Below are 16,135 nucleotides of genomic sequence, written 5' to 3'. Positions count from 1 at the left end.
TCTGCGTAACATCCTTATACGCGAAACAGACATATTAGTTCAGCACCTCTTCTAGGGCGCGCAAACAGAGCGCGACATTCTCACGACGGGCACCAAAGCCCATTAAACCGATGCGCCACGCTTTACCTGCAAGTGCACCAAGACCAGCACCTATTTCAAGGTTGTAATCCTTAAGGAGACGCGCACGCACAGCGGCATCGTCAACACCTTCGGGGATATAAATGGCATTGAGTTGTGGCAAGCGCGAGGCTTCGGCAATCACAAATTTCAGGCCGAGTTTTTCAAGCCCAGCACGCAACACTAAATGCATGTCTTGATGACGTTTCCAGGCATTTTCTAAACCTTCGGCCGCTAATAAACGCAGCGATTCGTGCAGGGCATAAAGCGCATTAACAGGCGCGGTGTGATGATAGCTACGCTTACCGCCGGCGCTGGTCCAATAGGCCATCACCAGACTTTGATCGAGGAACCAGCTTTGCACTGGGGTTTTACGATTCTTGAGTTTTTCGACCGCAGCGGGTGAGAAGGACACAGGCGATAAACCCGGTACACAGGAGAGACATTTCTGGCTGCCAGAATAAATGGCATCGATGCCCCATTCATCGACTTTTAACTTCACGCCGCCAAGGGAAGTCACCGCATCAACAATCGATAAACAGCCGTATTGCTTTGCCAGCGCGCACAGGGTTTTAGCGTCACTTAACGCGCCTGTTGAGGTTTCGGCGTGCACAAAAGCAAGGAATTTAGCATCGGGGTTGGCCTTAAGTGCTGCTTCAACGGCAGCAGGGTCGACCGGTGTGCCCCATTCATTATCTACCAGCACCGCAATCGCACCAACGCGCTCGACGTTTTGGCGCATACGCTCACCAAACACACCGTTGCGGCAGACAATCACCTTTTCGCCGGGTTCGACTAGGTTCACAAAGCAGGTTTCCATGCCCGCACTGCCGGGGGCCGACACTGCCATCGTCATTTCATTTTTGGTCTGAAACGCATATTGGATCAGGCTTTTAAGCTCATCCATCATAGCGACAAACAATGGGTCGAGGTGGCCGACGGTCGGTCTTGCCTGTGCGGCTAACACTTCAGGATAAACATCCGATGGACCTGGGCCCATCAAAATGCGGCGAGGGGGATTAAAGGCAGAAAAATGCGGTGCAGGTAACATCATGTCTCCTTAATGCGTAGGGTCGAGGTCTGACTATTATATGATTAGAGCATTCACTCTTGATTTGTTAAACCAAACTACCACAAAAAGGGACGCCTGTGCGTCCCTCCTTTAGCCTAAGTTGTCACCTAACGCTAAGTGACTACACAGGCAGGTTGTTTTTTCCTTTTCCGGCATTCAAAAACAGTTGATAAGCAGGGCTTTGGGTTTCTTCTTGATAGACAAATCCCAGCTCAGTTAAAAACTGCTGAAACGGCAAGGCATCACTCGCGGGCACTTCAAACCCCGCCAGCACTCGGCCAAAAGCCGCGCCGTGATTACGATAGTGGAATAGACTGATATTCCACTTGCTTTGCAAGGTGGTTAAAAACTTCAGCAGCGCCCCTGGATGCTCGGGAAACTCGAAGCTAAATAGGCGCTCCTCTAACGGCTCTGGCGGATGACCACCGACCATATAACGCACATGCAATTTCGCAGTTTCATCAGCGGATAAATCCTGCACCTCAAAGCCATGGTCTTCTAAGGTATTGATAATTTGCTCTAATTCGCCATGGCCTTTGGTCAAACGAATACCCGCAAATACCACCGCCATATCACGGCTGCTAAAACGGTAGTTAAATTCGGTCATCACCCGCTTTTCGAGCAACTCACAAAAACGCAGGAAGCTCCCTGGACGCTCGGGCACTTTAACCGCCAGCACCGCTTCTTTTTGCTCACCCAGCTCGCAGCGCTCCGACACATACCGCAGGCTGTGGAAGTTCACATTCGCGCCACTTAAAATCGCCGCCACCTTCTCGCCGCGACCACTCTCACCTGTAGCATTGGTGCTGACATATTTTTTAAGACCAGCCAAAGATAAAGCACCTGCGGGTTCGGCAATGGCGCGGGTATCCTCAAAAATATCTTTCACTGCTGCGCAGATTTCGTCAGAGGTGACCGTCACCACGGCATCTACACACAGCTTGGCGACACGAAATGGCTCTGTGCCGATACGCTTAACCGCCACACCATCGGCAAACAGGCCCACTTGCGCCAGCGTCACCGGCTCGCCCGCTTCCATCGCCGCCTTTAAGCAGGCCGCATCTTCAGGCTCAACGCCAACGATTTTAACCTGTGGCATCACAGCCTTGTAATAAGCAGCAATCCCAGCAATTAAACCGCCACCGCCCACGGGCACAAAAATCACTTCAAGGTCGCGCTGCTGTTGCAGCATTTCTTGGGCAATGGTGCCTTGACCAGCGATAACAGCTTCGTCATCGAAGGGGGCGATATACACTCGGCCTTCCTGCTGCGCCATTGCCATCGCAAAACCATTAGCTTGATCGAAAGCTTGGCCGTGCAACACCACGTTGCCACCCAAGCGGCGCACCGCATCGACTTTAATATCCGGCGTGGTTTCGGGCATCACAATCACCGCATCCACACCACGACTGGCCGCCGACATGGCCACGCCTTGGGCATGATTGCCCGCCGAGGCACACACCACGCCGCGTTGGCATTCAGCTTGGCTCAACTGGGCGATGCGGTTATAGGCGCCGCGCAGCTTAAAGGAATGCACAGGCTGCATATCTTCGCGCTTTAAAAACACTTGGCAGCCCAAACGCGCCGAGAGTTTATTCAGGCTCGAGAGTGGTGTCACTTTCGCAACATCATAAACCGACGACAGCAGGATTTTTTGCAGGTAGCTTTGCGCAAGCTGACTCTTTTCTAAGGCAGAAGTGACCGATTGCGCCTTATCGGACTGAACTTGAGAAGCCTGGGCTTCAGCCTGCTCCGTTTGCGACGATGCGAGAGATAACATATCAGTCCTCCAACTTACTGCGATCGCGCACCGCGCCCTTATCGGCACTGGTGGCAAGCATGGCGTAGGCTTTAAGTGCCATCGACACATAACGCTGACGCGAAAGCGGTTTCCACGCCATTGGACCACGGCCGAGCATGGTTTCACGGCGCGCAGCCAATTCGGCATCACTTACAGCGAGCTTGATACTGCGCTTAGGAATATCGATTTCAATGCGATCGCCGTTTTCAATCAAGGCAATCGTGCCGCCCGCCGCCGCCTCAGGCGACACATGGCCGATGGATAAGCCGGATGTCCCACCAGAGAAGCGGCCGTCGGTAATTAGCGCGCAAGCCTTGCCTAAGCCGCGGGATTTTAAGTAACTGGTGGGGTACAACATTTCTTGCATACCCGGACCGCCTTTTGGCCCTTCGTAACGAATCACCACCACATCGCCCGCCACCACTTCGCCACCTAAGATGCCAGCGACTGCGTCGTCTTGACTTTCGTACACCCGAGCGCTGCCGATAAAGGTCAGATTCGATTCATCCACACCCGCCGTTTTAACGATACAGCCGTTGTCCGCCAGATTGCCCGATAACACGGCCAAACCGCCCTCTTGGCTAAAGGCAAATTCGCGGCTACGGATACAACCTTCACGCCTGTCATCATCCAGCGATGGCCAGCGGCAGTCTTGGCTAAAGGCTTTAGTGGTGGGAATGCCCGCAGGTCCCGCCATAAAGAATTGTTTTACGTTGTCATCTTGGGTTTGCATGACATCGTACTTGGCGAGCACCGACTTGAGATTGCCCCCCGCATCGGCAGCAACATGTGGCACATCGGTATGCAGCAGTCCGGCGCGGTCTAGCTCGCCTAAAATCCCCATCACGCCACCAGCTCGGTGCACATCTTCCATATGGTATTTAGCGGTCGACGGCGCCACCTTGCACAGATGCGGCACTTGGCGCGACATACGGTCGATATCGTCCATAGTGAATGCCACGTCCGCCTCCTGCGCCGCAGCCAATAAGTGCAACACTGTATTAGACGAACCGCCCATGGCGATATCTAGCGCCATGGCGTTTTCAAAGGCTTTAAAGCTGGCGATGTTGCGCGGCAGTGCCGAGGCATCGTCTTGTTCGTAGTAACGTTTGGTCAGTGCCATCACGCGGCGGCCCGCTTCTAAAAACAGTTCGCGTCGGTCGCTATGGGTCGCGAGCATGGAGCCATTGCCCGGCAGCGACAGACCTAGGGCTTCGGTTAAACAGTTCATCGAGTTGGCGGTAAACATGCCCGAGCAGGAACCACATGTAGGGCAAGCACTGCGTTCAATTTTGGCGCTATCTTCATCGCTCACACTCGAGTCAGCCGCAGCCACCATGGCATCGACTAAATCGAGCTTGATAAGCTTGTCCGACAGCTTAGTTTTACCCGCTTCCATCGGCCCGCCCGACACAAATACCACGGGAATATTGAGGCGCAGCGCCGCCATCAACATACCGGGGGTGATTTTGTCGCAGTTAGAGATACAAACCAGCGCATCGGCACAGTGGGCATTGACCATATATTCCACACTATCGGCGATAAGCTCCCGCGAGGGCAAACTGTAGAGCATGCCACCGTGGCCCATGGCGATACCATCATCGACGGCGATGGTGTTGAATTCTTTGGCAATACCGCCCGCTTCTTCGATGGCGCCCGCCACCAGAGAGCCCATATCTTTTAAGTGCACATGGCCGGGAACAAACTGAGTAAAGGAGTTGGCAATCGCAATAATCGGCTTACCAAAATCATTGTCTTTCACCCCTGTGGCGCGCCATAGCGCACGGGCACCCGCCATATTGCGGCCTTCGGTACTGGTAGCTGAACGTAACTTTGGCATTGACTCTATCCCTTATCTCAAATCGAAAATCGTGCCCTTAGGGCCTTACTACGGAGCCGATGCGCCGCAGCCACTGGATGCTTATGCGTGTACTTTTTGTTGCTGCAAGTTTAGCGGTAACAAGACCTTGCATTGAGTGACATCAATCAATTTATTCAATTGATTGCTGAGCAGCTCAATGGCGCGCTCGCTATCTACTTCCATATCCAGTGACAGACTCGCATCGTCGTTCATCCGCATCTGCATTTGGGTGACCGTAAAACCACGATGGCGAGTCACGCGCAAAACACGCTCAAGCACTTCGGGGCGTTGTTGAACCGTTAATTCTAGGGAGTGGATCATGTTTGTTTCTCCATTTCGTCCATCATATCGCTGTTTGATGCACCAGGGGGCACCAGTGGCCAAACGTTAAAAGCATCGTCAATTGCTACGTGTAACAAATAGGGGCCCTTAGCCGCTAACATTTCGGTTAAGGCCTCTTCCACCTCGTCGGAAGAGAAAATCGTGCGGCCGGGAATATCGAAGGCCGAAGCGAGTTGTACAAAATCGGGGTTGTCTGACAGATCGGTTTCGCTGTAGCGCTCTTCAAAGAATAGCTGTTGCCACTGTTTCACCATCCCCAGTTTTTGGTTGTCGATTAGTAGGATCTTCACCGGTAATTTGCGGCGCTTGATGGTGGTCAGCTCCTGCACGTTCATCATGAAAGAGCCATCGCCAGACACTGTAACCACAGTTGCATCGGGGCGAGCCACTTGAGCACCGATAGCAGCGGGTAAACCAAAGCCCATAGTGCCTAAACCTGCGCTAGATAAATGATCTTCAGGGCGACGGAACCACATATGCTGGGCGACCCACATTTGATGCTGGCCCACATCGCAGCACACTACACTGTCTTCGGGCAGTTTATTGGCTAAACGGCGCAGCATAGCGGGGGCATAGATTAAGCTGCCGGGATGTTGATAATCCCACTGATGTTTACGGGCAAGATGTTCCACTTCAGTCAGCCAAGGAGTGATATCCAGCGACATAGCAAGGGCAGGGAAAATCTGGCGTAAATCTCCGGCGATAGCCACATCCGGTTGGCGTAATTTACCCAGCTCGGCGGCGTCGATATCTAAATGAATGACTTTGGCCTTGTTGGCAAAAGTCGCTAAACGGCCTGTTACTCGGTCATCAAAGCGCGCACCGGCAACCACTAATAAATCACAATCCTGCACCGCGAGGTTGGCCGCCTTACCGCCGTGCATACCTAACATGCCTAAATAACCGGGCGTACCATGGGCGATGCTGCCCAAACCTTTTAACGTGGCGACCGATGGCATACCCGTGGCTTTGATAAAATCCCGCAACTGATCGACCGCCCCCGCCATCCCGACGCCGCCGCCCACGTACAGCATAGGTTGCTTTGCTTGCGCCAACAGCGCACGGGCAGCGTCGATATCACTCATCTCAGCTTGGGGTTCATTGGTCACGGCCAGTAACGGTGTGCGGTATTCAAGGTGAGCGATTTGGATATCCTTGGGAATATCCACTAGCACTGGGCCAGGGCGACCCGATGCCGCGATTTCAAAAGCTTGGTACAAGGTTGGGATAAGATCGTTTACATCCGTCACCATAAAACTGTGCTTGGTACAGCTTAGCGACATCCCCAACACATCAATCTCTTGAAACGCATCTGTGCCAATCACGGCGGTTGAAACCTGACCCGTAATCGCCACCACAGGCACTGAATCCAATAGCGCATCGGCAAGCGAAGTAATTAAGTTAGTTGCGCCTGGGCCAGAGGTGGCAAAGCACACGCCGGTTTTACCACTGGCTCTGGCGTAACCTACGGCGGCAAAGGCTGCGCCTTGTTCGTGGCGGCTTAAGAGATGTTCGACAGGGCTTCCATAGAGGGCATCGTAGATTGGCATAATGGCACCACCTGGGTAACCAAATACTGTGGTAACACCATGTGCTGCCAACACTTTTATAACCGCGTCTGCGCCTCTGATCATCTGCCCTGGTTCCATATTTTCTCTCGCTACCTTAATTCTGAATTGTCGAAAATCGACTCGTAATCTGTGCTGGTTCGAAATGTAAGTCCCAAAACCTGGGGCCTGAAAACGAAGAACCCCCCGTTCCTTTCGGAGCGGGGGGTTCTTTCGAAACTTTTAACCTTTTAGGTCTACCAGTTTGCCATGCGCCGCCCCCGCTGTGATTTAATAATCACGACGGTAATAATCACGAGAATGAGCTTGGCAGCTTGGTTAAACATCAATATGGATTCCTAATCGGTATTCTATATGAGTATCGCGTTAATTCTTGCGTCCCTGACTGAGACGGCTTACGGCAGGAGGCTTACCCCGCCGCGAGCTATTAGCTTTACCATAAAGCGACAGCCAAACACAATAAAAAATTTTCTAATGTCAAAAAAATTCAGCTTCCCTGCCGAGACAATGCAAAACAACAAAGTAAAACGTTAACAAAATCGCGTTAGTGGAGAAAAACGCCGACTAACCCATGTCAGTTTTGCCCGCTCGACAACCAACGAAGCAGGAATCAATTTGTCACGCTAAGCCCCACGTCCTTAGGGGCTCGGCTTTTATCCATTAAGCTCCAACAATACTTTTCATATCAGTCATATAACCACGAAGTTCGGCACCGATATATTCCACAGGTGTGTGGCGAATCGCATCGTTAATCGCGATTAATTGCAGATTATCAACGCTATTAGAACTGTCCTTCAGACCCGCACCTAAATACTCTGGCGACATGGCATTCACATAGTCACGCAGCAGTGGCACGGCGGCATGGTTGAACAGATAACAACCGTATTCTGCGGTATCCGATATCACCACGTTCATCTCGTACAGACGTTTGCGGGCAATGGTGTTGGCGATCAGCGGTGTTTCATGCAGTGACTCATAGTAAGCCGACTCTTCAACAATCCCCGCAGACACCATAGTGTCGAACGCCAGTTCCACACCCGCTTTGATCATCGCAACCAGGAAAATCCCCTTATCGAAATAAGTTTGTTCGTCGATATGTTCGCTCGAAACAGGCGCATTTTCGAAGCCCGTTTCGGCTGTTTCGGCGCGCCAACGCAGCAGGTTCGCATCATCGTTAGCCCAGTCTTGCATCATAGTGCGAGAGAACTCACCGCTGATGATGTCATCCATGTGCTTTTCAAATAATGGTTGCAGGATTTCTTTTAAATCTTCTGCAATTTCAAACGCTTTAATCTTGGCAGGGTTAGACAGTCTGTCCATCATGTTGGTGATACCGCCGTGCTTAAGCGCCTCGGTCACGGTTTCCCAACCTTGTTGGATTAACTTAGCGGCATAGCCAGGCTCAACACCATCGGCCACCATTTTTTCATAACCTAGGATGGCACCCGTCTGCAACATACCGCAGAGGATCGTTTGCTCACCCATCAGATCCGATTTTACTTCAGCGATAAAAGAGGATTGCAACACGCCAGCACGGTCGCCGCCTGTGGCGCTCGCATAGGCTTTCGCAATGTCTAAACCATCGCCATTAGGGTCGTTTTCGGGGTGCACTGCAATCAAGGTCGGCACACCAAAACCGCGTTTGTATTCTTCACGCACTTCGGTGCCTGGGCACTTAGGCGCAACCATCACAACTGTGATATCGGGGCGGATCTGCATACCTTCTTCAACGATATTGAAACCATGGGAGTAAGACAGAGTCGCGCCTTGCTTCATCAGCGGCATCACTGCGCTCACTACATTGGAATGCTGCTTATCGGGTGTTAGGTTCAGCACTAAATCGGCGGTCGGGATTAGCTCTTCAAAGGTGCCGACTTTAAAGCCGTTGTCTGTAGCTTTTTGCCATGAGGCACGTTTTTGGGCAATGGCTTCAGGGCGCAGGGCGTAAGCGATATTCAGCCCAGAGTCACGCATATTCAGACCTTGGTTAAGGCCCTGAGCACCACAGCCTAAAATCACAATATTCCAATCTTTGATGTAATTGCAGCCATCACTAAACTCGGAGCGGTCCATAAAACGGCACTGGCCAAGTTGTGCTAATTGTTGACGCAAATTCAGAGAGTTAAAATAGTTAGCCATCTGAGATACCACCTTTCAGTCGGGAATTGGGGACTCAACCAATATCAACCTATTGTTAACGATTGGTTGTGATTGAAATCACTATAACCTATGGCTATCGTTGCTTAAAATGATATATTCGAAACCTCATATTGCGTTTTTTGCAATGTCATTTTCAGTTTCAATACCCCAGATAAGCGGCCAATAGGACGAGGTTATGGACATACGCACCCTCAAATTGTACCTACACTTATGTGACAGTTTGCACTTTGCCAAGACGGCGGAGCAGATGCATGTCAGTCCCTCGACCTTAAGCCGCGCATTGCAGCGGCTCGAAGATGAAGTGAACGCAAAACTGTTTGAGCGGGATAACCGCAGCGTGACCTTAACCCATGCGGGACGTGAGTTTAAATTGTTCGCCGAGCAGACGCTGCACCATTGGCGCGACCTGCGGCATAGTATTGATCTTAAGCAGGACGTGCTGCGCGGCACCTTAAATCTTTATTGCTCAGTCACCGCCGCCTACAGCCATTTGCCGCAATTATTGGAGCGTTTTCGCCAAGAGCATCCCTTTGTCGAAATTGCGCTTACCACGGGAGATGCGGCTAATGCACTGGCTGAGGTACAACAAAATCGTGCCGATATTGCCATTGCCGCGCTGCCGGATCCTTTTCCTGCCACACTGCATTTTGCCAAGATTGATGATGTGCCGCTTTCATTAATCGCTCCCACTATGCGCTGTGCGGTGCAGCAACAGATTAACCAAGCTCAGATAGACTGGTCACGAGTGCCTTTTATCATTCCTGACCATGGACCAGGGCGGCGCCGAGCCGATAATTGGTTCAAACAGATGGGGATTAGTCCGAATATTTATGCCCAAGTGTCGGGACAGGAAGCCATAGCATCTATGGTTGCACTCGGCTGTGGCGTGAGCATTAGCCCTGAGGTGGTGATCAATAACAGTCCTGTACGGGATCGTATTCAGTTGTTACCTTCGCCAGTCAGTATTGCTCCCTTCGAACTAGGCTGTTGCTGTAAGGTCAAACGCTTGGACGATCCGATTGTCAATGCGTTTTTAGAGGCGATTTAAGCTTACAGGAGATAAAACGGGACTGAGTCCCGTTTTCCCTACTTTATTACGCTAGATTAGGTATCTGGCGACTGTAATTTATCATTCGCCTCAATACGCGTCACCAGCAATTGGTCGACCTTGTAGGCGTCAATATCCACCACTTCAAACTTATAACCGGCGTAATTAACAAAGTCGGTGCGCTTAGGAATTTTGCGCAGCATGTACATCATAAACCCGGCAATGGTTTCGTAGTTTTGGCTGTGAGGAAACTCTTCAATACCAAAGGCGCGCATGACGTCGGTAATCGGTGTCACCCCATCCACTAACCAAGAATTACCATCGCGGGCAATAATTTGCTCTTCACTTTCGTGTAGCGACCAAGCGCCCATCACCGCACGTTGTAAATCGTTGGTGGTCACAATCCCAACCACAAGGGCGTATTCATTCATCACCACGGCGAAATCGGCGCGGCTATTTTTGAAGTATTCCATCGCCTCAGAAAGACTTAAAGTGTCAGGAATAATCAACGAAGTATGGACAAGGCTGGTGTCTTTTAAGGTAATTTTTTCGCCGTTAATCACACGGATCAACAGCTCCTTTGCGTCAACAAAACCTTTGACCATATCCAATTGGCCATCGCAGACCAAAAACTTAGTATGGGGATCTTCAGCAATTTTACGCTTGATATCCTCCTCGCTATCTTGCAGCAAGAAATACACTAAGCTCTCTCGAGCTGTCATGGCTGAAGTGACTGAAACGGTCTGCATTTCAAACACATTTTCCATCATTTGTTGCTCGCCCTTGTCGAGCACCCCCGCTTCAGCACCAGCGTTCATTACCGCATAAATATCATCGGAGGTGATTTCATCATTTCGAGCCGTTGGAATTTGTAGCAGCTTAAAAATCGCGCTGGCCATACCATTAAAAAACCAAACTAATGGTCTTAACACGGTAATACAAAAACTCATCGGGCCAACAACGGCCAAAGCAACCTGCTCTGGCATCGCCATCGCGATACGCTTAGGCATTAAATCCGCGACCAAAATAAAAGCACTGGTAACAAGTACAAATGACATCACAAAGCTCACCTGACTCAGCCAAGGATCTGCCAACCAAGGTGAAAGGAATTGATAAAAATAGGGGCGAAATGCTGATTCACCCACAATACCACCCATGATGGCAACAGCATTCAAGCCTATTTGAACCACAGTAAAAAAGCTGCCGGGATACGACTGTAAATGCAGCACTTTTTCAGCTCTGGCATCGCCCTCATCGGCTAACTGACGTAAACGGATTTTCCGTGATGCGGCCAAAGCAATTTCCGACATGGAAAAGAAACAACTTGCACCAATTAAACACAATATAATCATCACGTTATCTAAGAGACTCATGTAACACCTTTTATTTCACACTTGACTTACTTGCACCAACCCGCGCAGTGATTTTCGCGTGCCAGTTAAATATTACCCAGATACAGGGTTGAAATGTCGCGATAAAGAGCCAGTACAGCAAATAACCCTTTGCTACACTTTAATAATCGCCATTGAGCTTAAAGAGTATGATGCGTTCATTATATCCGCTAATCGCTTTACTATGCGTGATTCTGCTCTCGCCTGTTACCTATGGCGCCGATGAGCTTTCCCCATTTAGGTTACGCTTTTGTGTCGAAGAGACTGAATATCCACCGTTTAATTACTTTGTTCGACAAGATGGTATTAAGACTTCCACGCTTAGCGGCTACGACATTGACCTGCTAGAGCGCACCTTTAAGCCCATTGGAATTGATTATGAAGTACTGGCTTTGCCTTGGCTCCGCTGTTTAAAAGACGTCCAAAATGGCAGCATAGATGCTGCGATGAGCGCATCGCTCAACCGACAAAGAGCGACTGATTATATCCCATCTATCGCTTATTATTACCTCACTCCAAGTTATTTTTATTTAAAAGCTGAATTGGACCCGCTGTTTCATATCGATGATATCAATCAATTAGCTCACTTTGGCAAGGTTTGCGGTATTAAAGGATTCAACTACGATAATTTTGGCTGGCGTAAAGAGACTCCCCTTAGCGAAATACATTCCCTAGGACATTTACCGGAAATGCTACTAAAACAAAGATGTAAGTTCTTTCTCGCCCGCAAAGAAATACTGGCGGGCACGCTAGCTTTGGCGCATGCTGCACAACTCCCTCAAGCACTAGCATCAAAGATCTCTCCTAATGCTCAGCAAGAAGCGTTTTACATGCTGATTTCTAAACATTCAGCCCATAAGGAGCTGATTGCTCATGAGTTTAATCGGCAGGTAAAAACGATGCAGGAGAGTCATCAACTCGAAACCCTCTATCAATTTCATATTCAAAAACTTACTCACGGGGACGATAAGGGCAGTAATTCGCTTTAGGGCCAATTTGTGGGTGGTTACGACAGGTTTCAGGGCGTTGGTGATAAATAGTACAGCGGCGAGTTTTACCATCTAGATATAGGCAATCATCATTCGCCATACGGGCAAGGGTAAAAATCGCCGTTTTATGGTTATAGTTGTCAATAATACGCGCTTTTTGCAGGCGCTTGGCAATCGCCTTAAGATCGCCTTCGGCTTCAAAGTCATCCACCAAACCCATGCGCACTAAGTCACTTACGGTCACTTCAACGGGCAAAGTACAACAGGTTGCATGGCAGGTATCACACAGGCCTTTGCGATATTTTTGCCAAGTTGATAAATCATCAATATTAAAAATCGATACCGAATTTACCGTATTTTTGCTCCGTTTTGACACACCAAAACCTTCAGATAAACAATAAAGGGCGGCAATTATAACAGGCCCCAAATAGAAATAAATCTGTGGTCACAGACGGAACCAAGGCTTGACTAATACAAGCTCAAGAATGAGCTAGCGCTGTTTGAGGCGACTCCATCACCACTGTATTGCGACCACGCTCTTTAGCGCGATAAAGGCAGATATCGGCACGGCGTAATACATTCGAAATGGTGAGTTCATTTAATGCATCCGGCGGTAAATACACTCCACCAATACTAAGAGTAATCTTACCGGTAGGAGCACCCAAGTGCGGAATATTCAATGCATCGACTTGATTGCACAGTTGGGTAGCAATGGCTTCCAATTGGATTGGTGTGATTTTCGCTAAAACAACTGCAAACTCTTCGCCACCAATGCGCGCTAGCAGCGCATTGGGTGGTAAAATTTCACAGCCTTTTAAATCCTGAGCCACTCGCCTAAGTACAGCATCGCCTTCAATATGCCCGTAGTTGTCGTTGTAACTCTTAAAATAATCAATATCCAACATCAACACACCGACTGCTGTGTTGCCATGGAGTAATGTGTCGAGTGTTTGTGTAAAGGGGCGCCGATTGCTCAGCCCAGTTAATTCATCGGTTTCAGCCATAACTCTGAGTTGCGTATTCACCGTTACCAGTGCTTGCTGTAAGTTAAGCATCTGTCGCTCTTTTTCTTCACGCAGCAATAACTCGTTCAGCGCTGCGGAAAACTGAGTCAACATCACTTTTTTTTGTTTAGTCCAATTTAGTGGTCGAGAAACCATTGAGAGCGATAATAACCCGACAATTTCATCGGCATTTTTCATGGCAAATGCGGCAATAGAGCAAATACCAATACCTCGAAGTAACCCGTATTCTTCAGGCGATGTTTGCTTCAATGAGTCGACATTCTCGATAACTAATGTCGATTCCTGCTCAAATTTTTGTGCCAACAAAGTAACAACATCCGCAGAAATACTAATAATTTCAGATACATTAGATTCACTAGACCAAACGCAACGGTAATTTACCTGTCGTTGGCTAAACTCTATTAGGCTTACCCTTTCGACATCAAATAATCGCCCGATTTTACGGCAAACCTCAGTGAGATTGTTGTCTAAGTTAAGGGTCTCCACTGTTAAAAATTGCAATGATATTTCAGCTAACAGTTGGCTAGCTTGGGACTGCCAATTGAGCGCTTGAGTCCGCTCATCAACTAAACGTGCTAACTGACTTTGCTGTTGCTGCAATGCACGCTTTTGGCGTTTATTAACCGCGAGATCGTTGCGAATTCTTTGATACATAGCCTGAAGCGATTGAGCAACATGACCAATTTCATCAGGATTTCTCACCACACTATCGGGTACGGTTAACTTAGGTAATGCATTCAAATTTATCTGGTTAGCAAACCGCTCCAATTCCGATAAACGATTGGTCACCAATAAACGCACCAGCGTAAGGATAAGATAAATCATCAGTAAGGTTTTAAGCCCATTGCCTAAGACAATAATGATCAATTGTTGCCATAATTCGTAATAGAGTTTGTCCGTATCCAGCCCGACGGTCAGCATACCAATCTGTTGTTCCTGATACATAATCGGGTAACGAAACAGGGTTTGTCGGTAATCCTTAGCGTGAATCGCCTTGCCCAACTGCATGGCTACGCCATCGATACTCTCTAAATTGACACTCGACACCATCGGCATCATGCCCAAGCCTGAAAGCAAATCAGATAACAGACCATGGTCCACATCCCAAAGTGACTTAGCAATAGTGGGTAAGATCGATTCGGAATATTCACGAATATCGGCAGTTGTATTATCAATGCTTTCTTGATAATTCCAGACTAACTGCACCAGCATGGTCAGGACGGCAAAAAACGAGCTCACCCCAATAATAGTGAGCGTCATTCTATGACTGATGGAATGATTACGATGCTTCATGAATACCTATTAATTACTGTTGTGATAACTTATCCACTATTTGTGTCTTAAAAATCCCAGCCCAATCCCTTGCAACTAACTTCTGATAAAAAGCTGAATCGGGATTAAGTACCCTAAAGAGTTCTATATCCTCATAGGAGGAATAACGTTGGGTCTCTTGGTATTGTTTGAGCTGAATTAACCCTAAAGCACCCGCTAAAAAATGCCCACCTCCCAGAGCACTCACTTTACGTTCTTGGCAGAGCGACAAAATCTCAGGGGAAGTATTAATCGAACTGACCAGTACATCACGTCCAGGTTCAAGGCCCTTTTCGCGGAGTGCTTTTACCACTCCGATAGCCATTTTATCGTTCGCCGTCCAGATTAAGGTTAAATCCGGATAACGGCTGAGCAAGGTTAATGTTTGATCATAAGCAATATCTTCACGCCATTGACCATATACCGTTTGAGTAACAATAACATTGGGTTGCATAAAGAAATAATCATTAGCGCCTTGAGTTCTTAACACTGATGCGGGCGTAGATTTATCGCCCGAGATTAATAAAACCTTAGCCTTTTTATTTTCTAAACGACTTAGCAAATGTTTAGCGGTATCAGCACCAATAGCATAGTTATCTGGGATAATCGCTGGTAATAAATAAGTTTGCCAATGTGGATCTGCCAATAAGTGTTCTCGCTCGGCGACAGAAATATCATTTAAAATCAATTGAACATATATGGGATATTGATAAAGCATCTGCAACATTTTTATCGCAGACTGCTTCTCATTCACTAAAATAATATGAGTAGGAAGTGATGGCTGAGATTTTAATAACGTTTCTAATTGAGCAATCATTTTAAAGTGATTGCGATCTGAATGTATGATTTGCAAATTAATATCAAGCTTTGATGAAGCCACCTGCATTAATTTATCGACATCACCCCAAAAGCTATCCGTAACCGCGCCTGGATTAAAAAAAACCACATCCAATTTAGCCCACGCAGGCAAAGCAAAACACAGTATGCCTATCCATAAACAACGTAAACATAATAGATGCAAAGGCGAGTACTCCTCGACCGTGTTTCCCCGCATGTGATCCATCACAGAGGTCACTTTATTATTATCGATTCACAACCTTGTTACCGCATAATTACCAAAACAACTCAATGGCAACCAACACTTCGATTAAACCACAAAATAACAAAAAGTGTACTTTATAATAAAGAATATTAATTTTTGCTCCTGTTTTAGGCTCGAAATTATAGAATATTCATTTAATATTAATAAGATAACTCGACGCATAAGATAAGAGGCCATTTTTAATTCCAATATTAGGCCGTGTTGACGTTTCGAGATTAGATTTTGTTCGTTCTGGCAAGTTCGTGCTCGCGAAACGAGGAATGATGTGTAGTTATTTTACTCAAATGACGAGCGGCTCTTATGACTGAAAGTAAGAGCAAGAGCTTGCCAGACGAACCCTTCTGGCAG

At 48.2% G+C, this 16,135-nt stretch carries 12 protein-coding genes; 2 read left to right on the top strand and 10 right to left on the bottom strand.

Translation table 11 applies throughout. From position 1 onward, the window contains the following. Positions 1-34: 34 nt before the first annotated feature. The 6 genes from IEY09_RS08930 to ilvC all read right to left on the bottom strand — a co-directional run bounded on the left by IEY09_RS08930 (position 35) and on the right by ilvC (position 8,900). Positions 35-1,168 carry a pyridoxal-phosphate-dependent aminotransferase family protein gene (locus tag IEY09_RS08930; protein WP_188870748.1) on the bottom strand — a complete coding sequence of 378 codons (1,134 nt, stop codon included), beginning with the start codon at positions 1,166-1,168 and terminating at the stop codon, positions 35-37. Positions 1,169-1,310: 142 nt separating this feature from the next. Next, on the bottom strand, positions 1,311-2,969 hold the full coding sequence (gene ilvA, locus IEY09_RS08925) for a threonine ammonia-lyase, biosynthetic (RefSeq protein WP_188870719.1): 1,659 nt from the start codon (positions 2,967-2,969) through the stop codon (positions 1,311-1,313). Between the two features lies 1 nt (position 2,970). Beyond that, positions 2,971-4,830: a dihydroxy-acid dehydratase gene (gene ilvD, locus IEY09_RS08920; RefSeq protein WP_188870717.1), complete on the bottom strand. Its 1,860-nt coding sequence runs from the start codon at positions 4,828-4,830 to the stop codon at positions 2,971-2,973. 81 nt (positions 4,831-4,911) lie between these two features. Further along, a complete protein-coding gene (gene ilvM / locus IEY09_RS08915; RefSeq protein WP_037423344.1) occupies positions 4,912-5,172 on the bottom strand; it encodes an acetolactate synthase 2 small subunit in 261 nt (86 codons plus the stop codon). Next, the gene (gene ilvG / locus IEY09_RS08910) at positions 5,169-6,842 is read right to left on the bottom strand and encodes an acetolactate synthase 2 catalytic subunit (protein WP_188870715.1); all 1,674 of its coding nucleotides are present in this window, start codon (positions 6,840-6,842) and stop codon (positions 5,169-5,171) included. The genes ilvM and ilvG overlap by 4 nt, the downstream gene beginning before the upstream one ends. A 579-nt stretch (positions 6,843-7,421) precedes the next feature. Beyond that, positions 7,422-8,900 (bottom strand): ketol-acid reductoisomerase, encoded by a 1,479-nt coding sequence (gene ilvC, locus IEY09_RS08905; RefSeq protein WP_188870713.1) that lies wholly within the window; start codon positions 8,898-8,900, stop codon positions 7,422-7,424. Positions 8,901-9,096: 196 nt separating this feature from the next. Between ilvC and ilvY the strand changes: the two genes are divergently transcribed. Continuing rightward, positions 9,097-9,969, top strand: a complete 873-nt coding sequence (gene ilvY / locus IEY09_RS08900) for an HTH-type transcriptional activator IlvY (RefSeq protein ID WP_069454085.1) — start codon at positions 9,097-9,099, stop codon at positions 9,967-9,969. 56 nt (positions 9,970-10,025) lie between these two features. On the opposite strand, the gene paeA is transcribed toward ilvY, so the two are convergent. Beyond that, positions 10,026-11,342 carry a polyamine export protein PaeA gene (gene paeA, locus IEY09_RS08895; RefSeq protein ID WP_037423329.1) on the bottom strand — a complete coding sequence of 439 codons (1,317 nt, stop codon included), beginning with the start codon at positions 11,340-11,342 and terminating at the stop codon, positions 10,026-10,028. 167 nt (positions 11,343-11,509) lie between these two features. Here paeA and IEY09_RS08890 point away from each other — a divergent pair, with 167 nt between their 5' ends. Further along, on the top strand, positions 11,510-12,349 hold the full coding sequence (locus tag IEY09_RS08890; protein ID WP_169548246.1) for a substrate-binding periplasmic protein: 840 nt from the start codon (positions 11,510-11,512) through the stop codon (positions 12,347-12,349). Here IEY09_RS08890 and IEY09_RS08885 read toward each other — a convergent pair. The 3 genes from IEY09_RS08885 to IEY09_RS08875 all read right to left on the bottom strand — a co-directional run bounded on the left by IEY09_RS08885 (position 12,312) and on the right by IEY09_RS08875 (position 15,706). Beyond that, positions 12,312-12,725: a YkgJ family cysteine cluster protein gene (locus tag IEY09_RS08885; RefSeq protein WP_037423422.1), complete on the bottom strand. Its 414-nt coding sequence runs from the start codon at positions 12,723-12,725 to the stop codon at positions 12,312-12,314. The genes IEY09_RS08890 and IEY09_RS08885 overlap by 38 nt on opposite strands. 103 nt (positions 12,726-12,828) lie before the next feature. After that, the gene (locus IEY09_RS08880; protein WP_229777795.1) at positions 12,829-14,667 is read right to left on the bottom strand and encodes a sensor domain-containing diguanylate cyclase; all 1,839 of its coding nucleotides are present in this window, start codon (positions 14,665-14,667) and stop codon (positions 12,829-12,831) included. A gap of 13 nt (positions 14,668-14,680) precedes the next feature. Further along, positions 14,681-15,706 (bottom strand): ABC transporter substrate-binding protein, encoded by a 1,026-nt coding sequence (locus IEY09_RS08875; RefSeq protein WP_229777793.1) that lies wholly within the window; start codon positions 15,704-15,706, stop codon positions 14,681-14,683. Positions 15,707-16,135 lie beyond the last annotated feature (429 nt).

This window comes from Shewanella xiamenensis, from assembly GCF_014647135.1.
Classification (GTDB): Bacteria; Pseudomonadota; Gammaproteobacteria; order Enterobacterales; family Shewanellaceae; genus Shewanella; species Shewanella xiamenensis.
This window is presented reverse-complemented; position numbering and strand designations above follow the sequence as displayed.

Coding starts and splice junctions, on each gene's coding strand:
- IEY09_RS08930 (WP_188870748.1), bottom strand. CDS start 1,168: ATGTTACCTGCACCGCATTTTTCTGCCTTTAATCCCCCTCGCCGCATT.
- ilvA (WP_188870719.1), bottom strand. CDS start 2,969: ATGTTATCTCTCGCATCGTCGCAAACGGAGCAGGCTGAAGCCCAGGCT.
- ilvD (WP_188870717.1), bottom strand. CDS start 4,830: ATGCCAAAGTTACGTTCAGCTACCAGTACCGAAGGCCGCAATATGGCG.
- ilvM (WP_037423344.1), bottom strand. CDS start 5,172: ATGATCCACTCCCTAGAATTAACGGTTCAACAACGCCCCGAAGTGCTT.
- ilvG (WP_188870715.1), bottom strand. CDS start 6,842: ATGGAACCAGGGCAGATGATCAGAGGCGCAGACGCGGTTATAAAAGTG.
- ilvC (WP_188870713.1), bottom strand. CDS start 8,900: ATGGCTAACTATTTTAACTCTCTGAATTTGCGTCAACAATTAGCACAA.
- ilvY (WP_069454085.1), top strand. CDS start 9,097: ATGGACATACGCACCCTCAAATTGTACCTACACTTATGTGACAGTTTG.
- paeA (WP_037423329.1), bottom strand. CDS start 11,342: ATGAGTCTCTTAGATAACGTGATGATTATATTGTGTTTAATTGGTGCA.
- IEY09_RS08890 (WP_169548246.1), top strand. CDS start 11,510: ATGATGCGTTCATTATATCCGCTAATCGCTTTACTATGCGTGATTCTG.
- IEY09_RS08880 (WP_229777795.1), bottom strand. CDS start 14,667: ATGAAGCATCGTAATCATTCCATCAGTCATAGAATGACGCTCACTATT.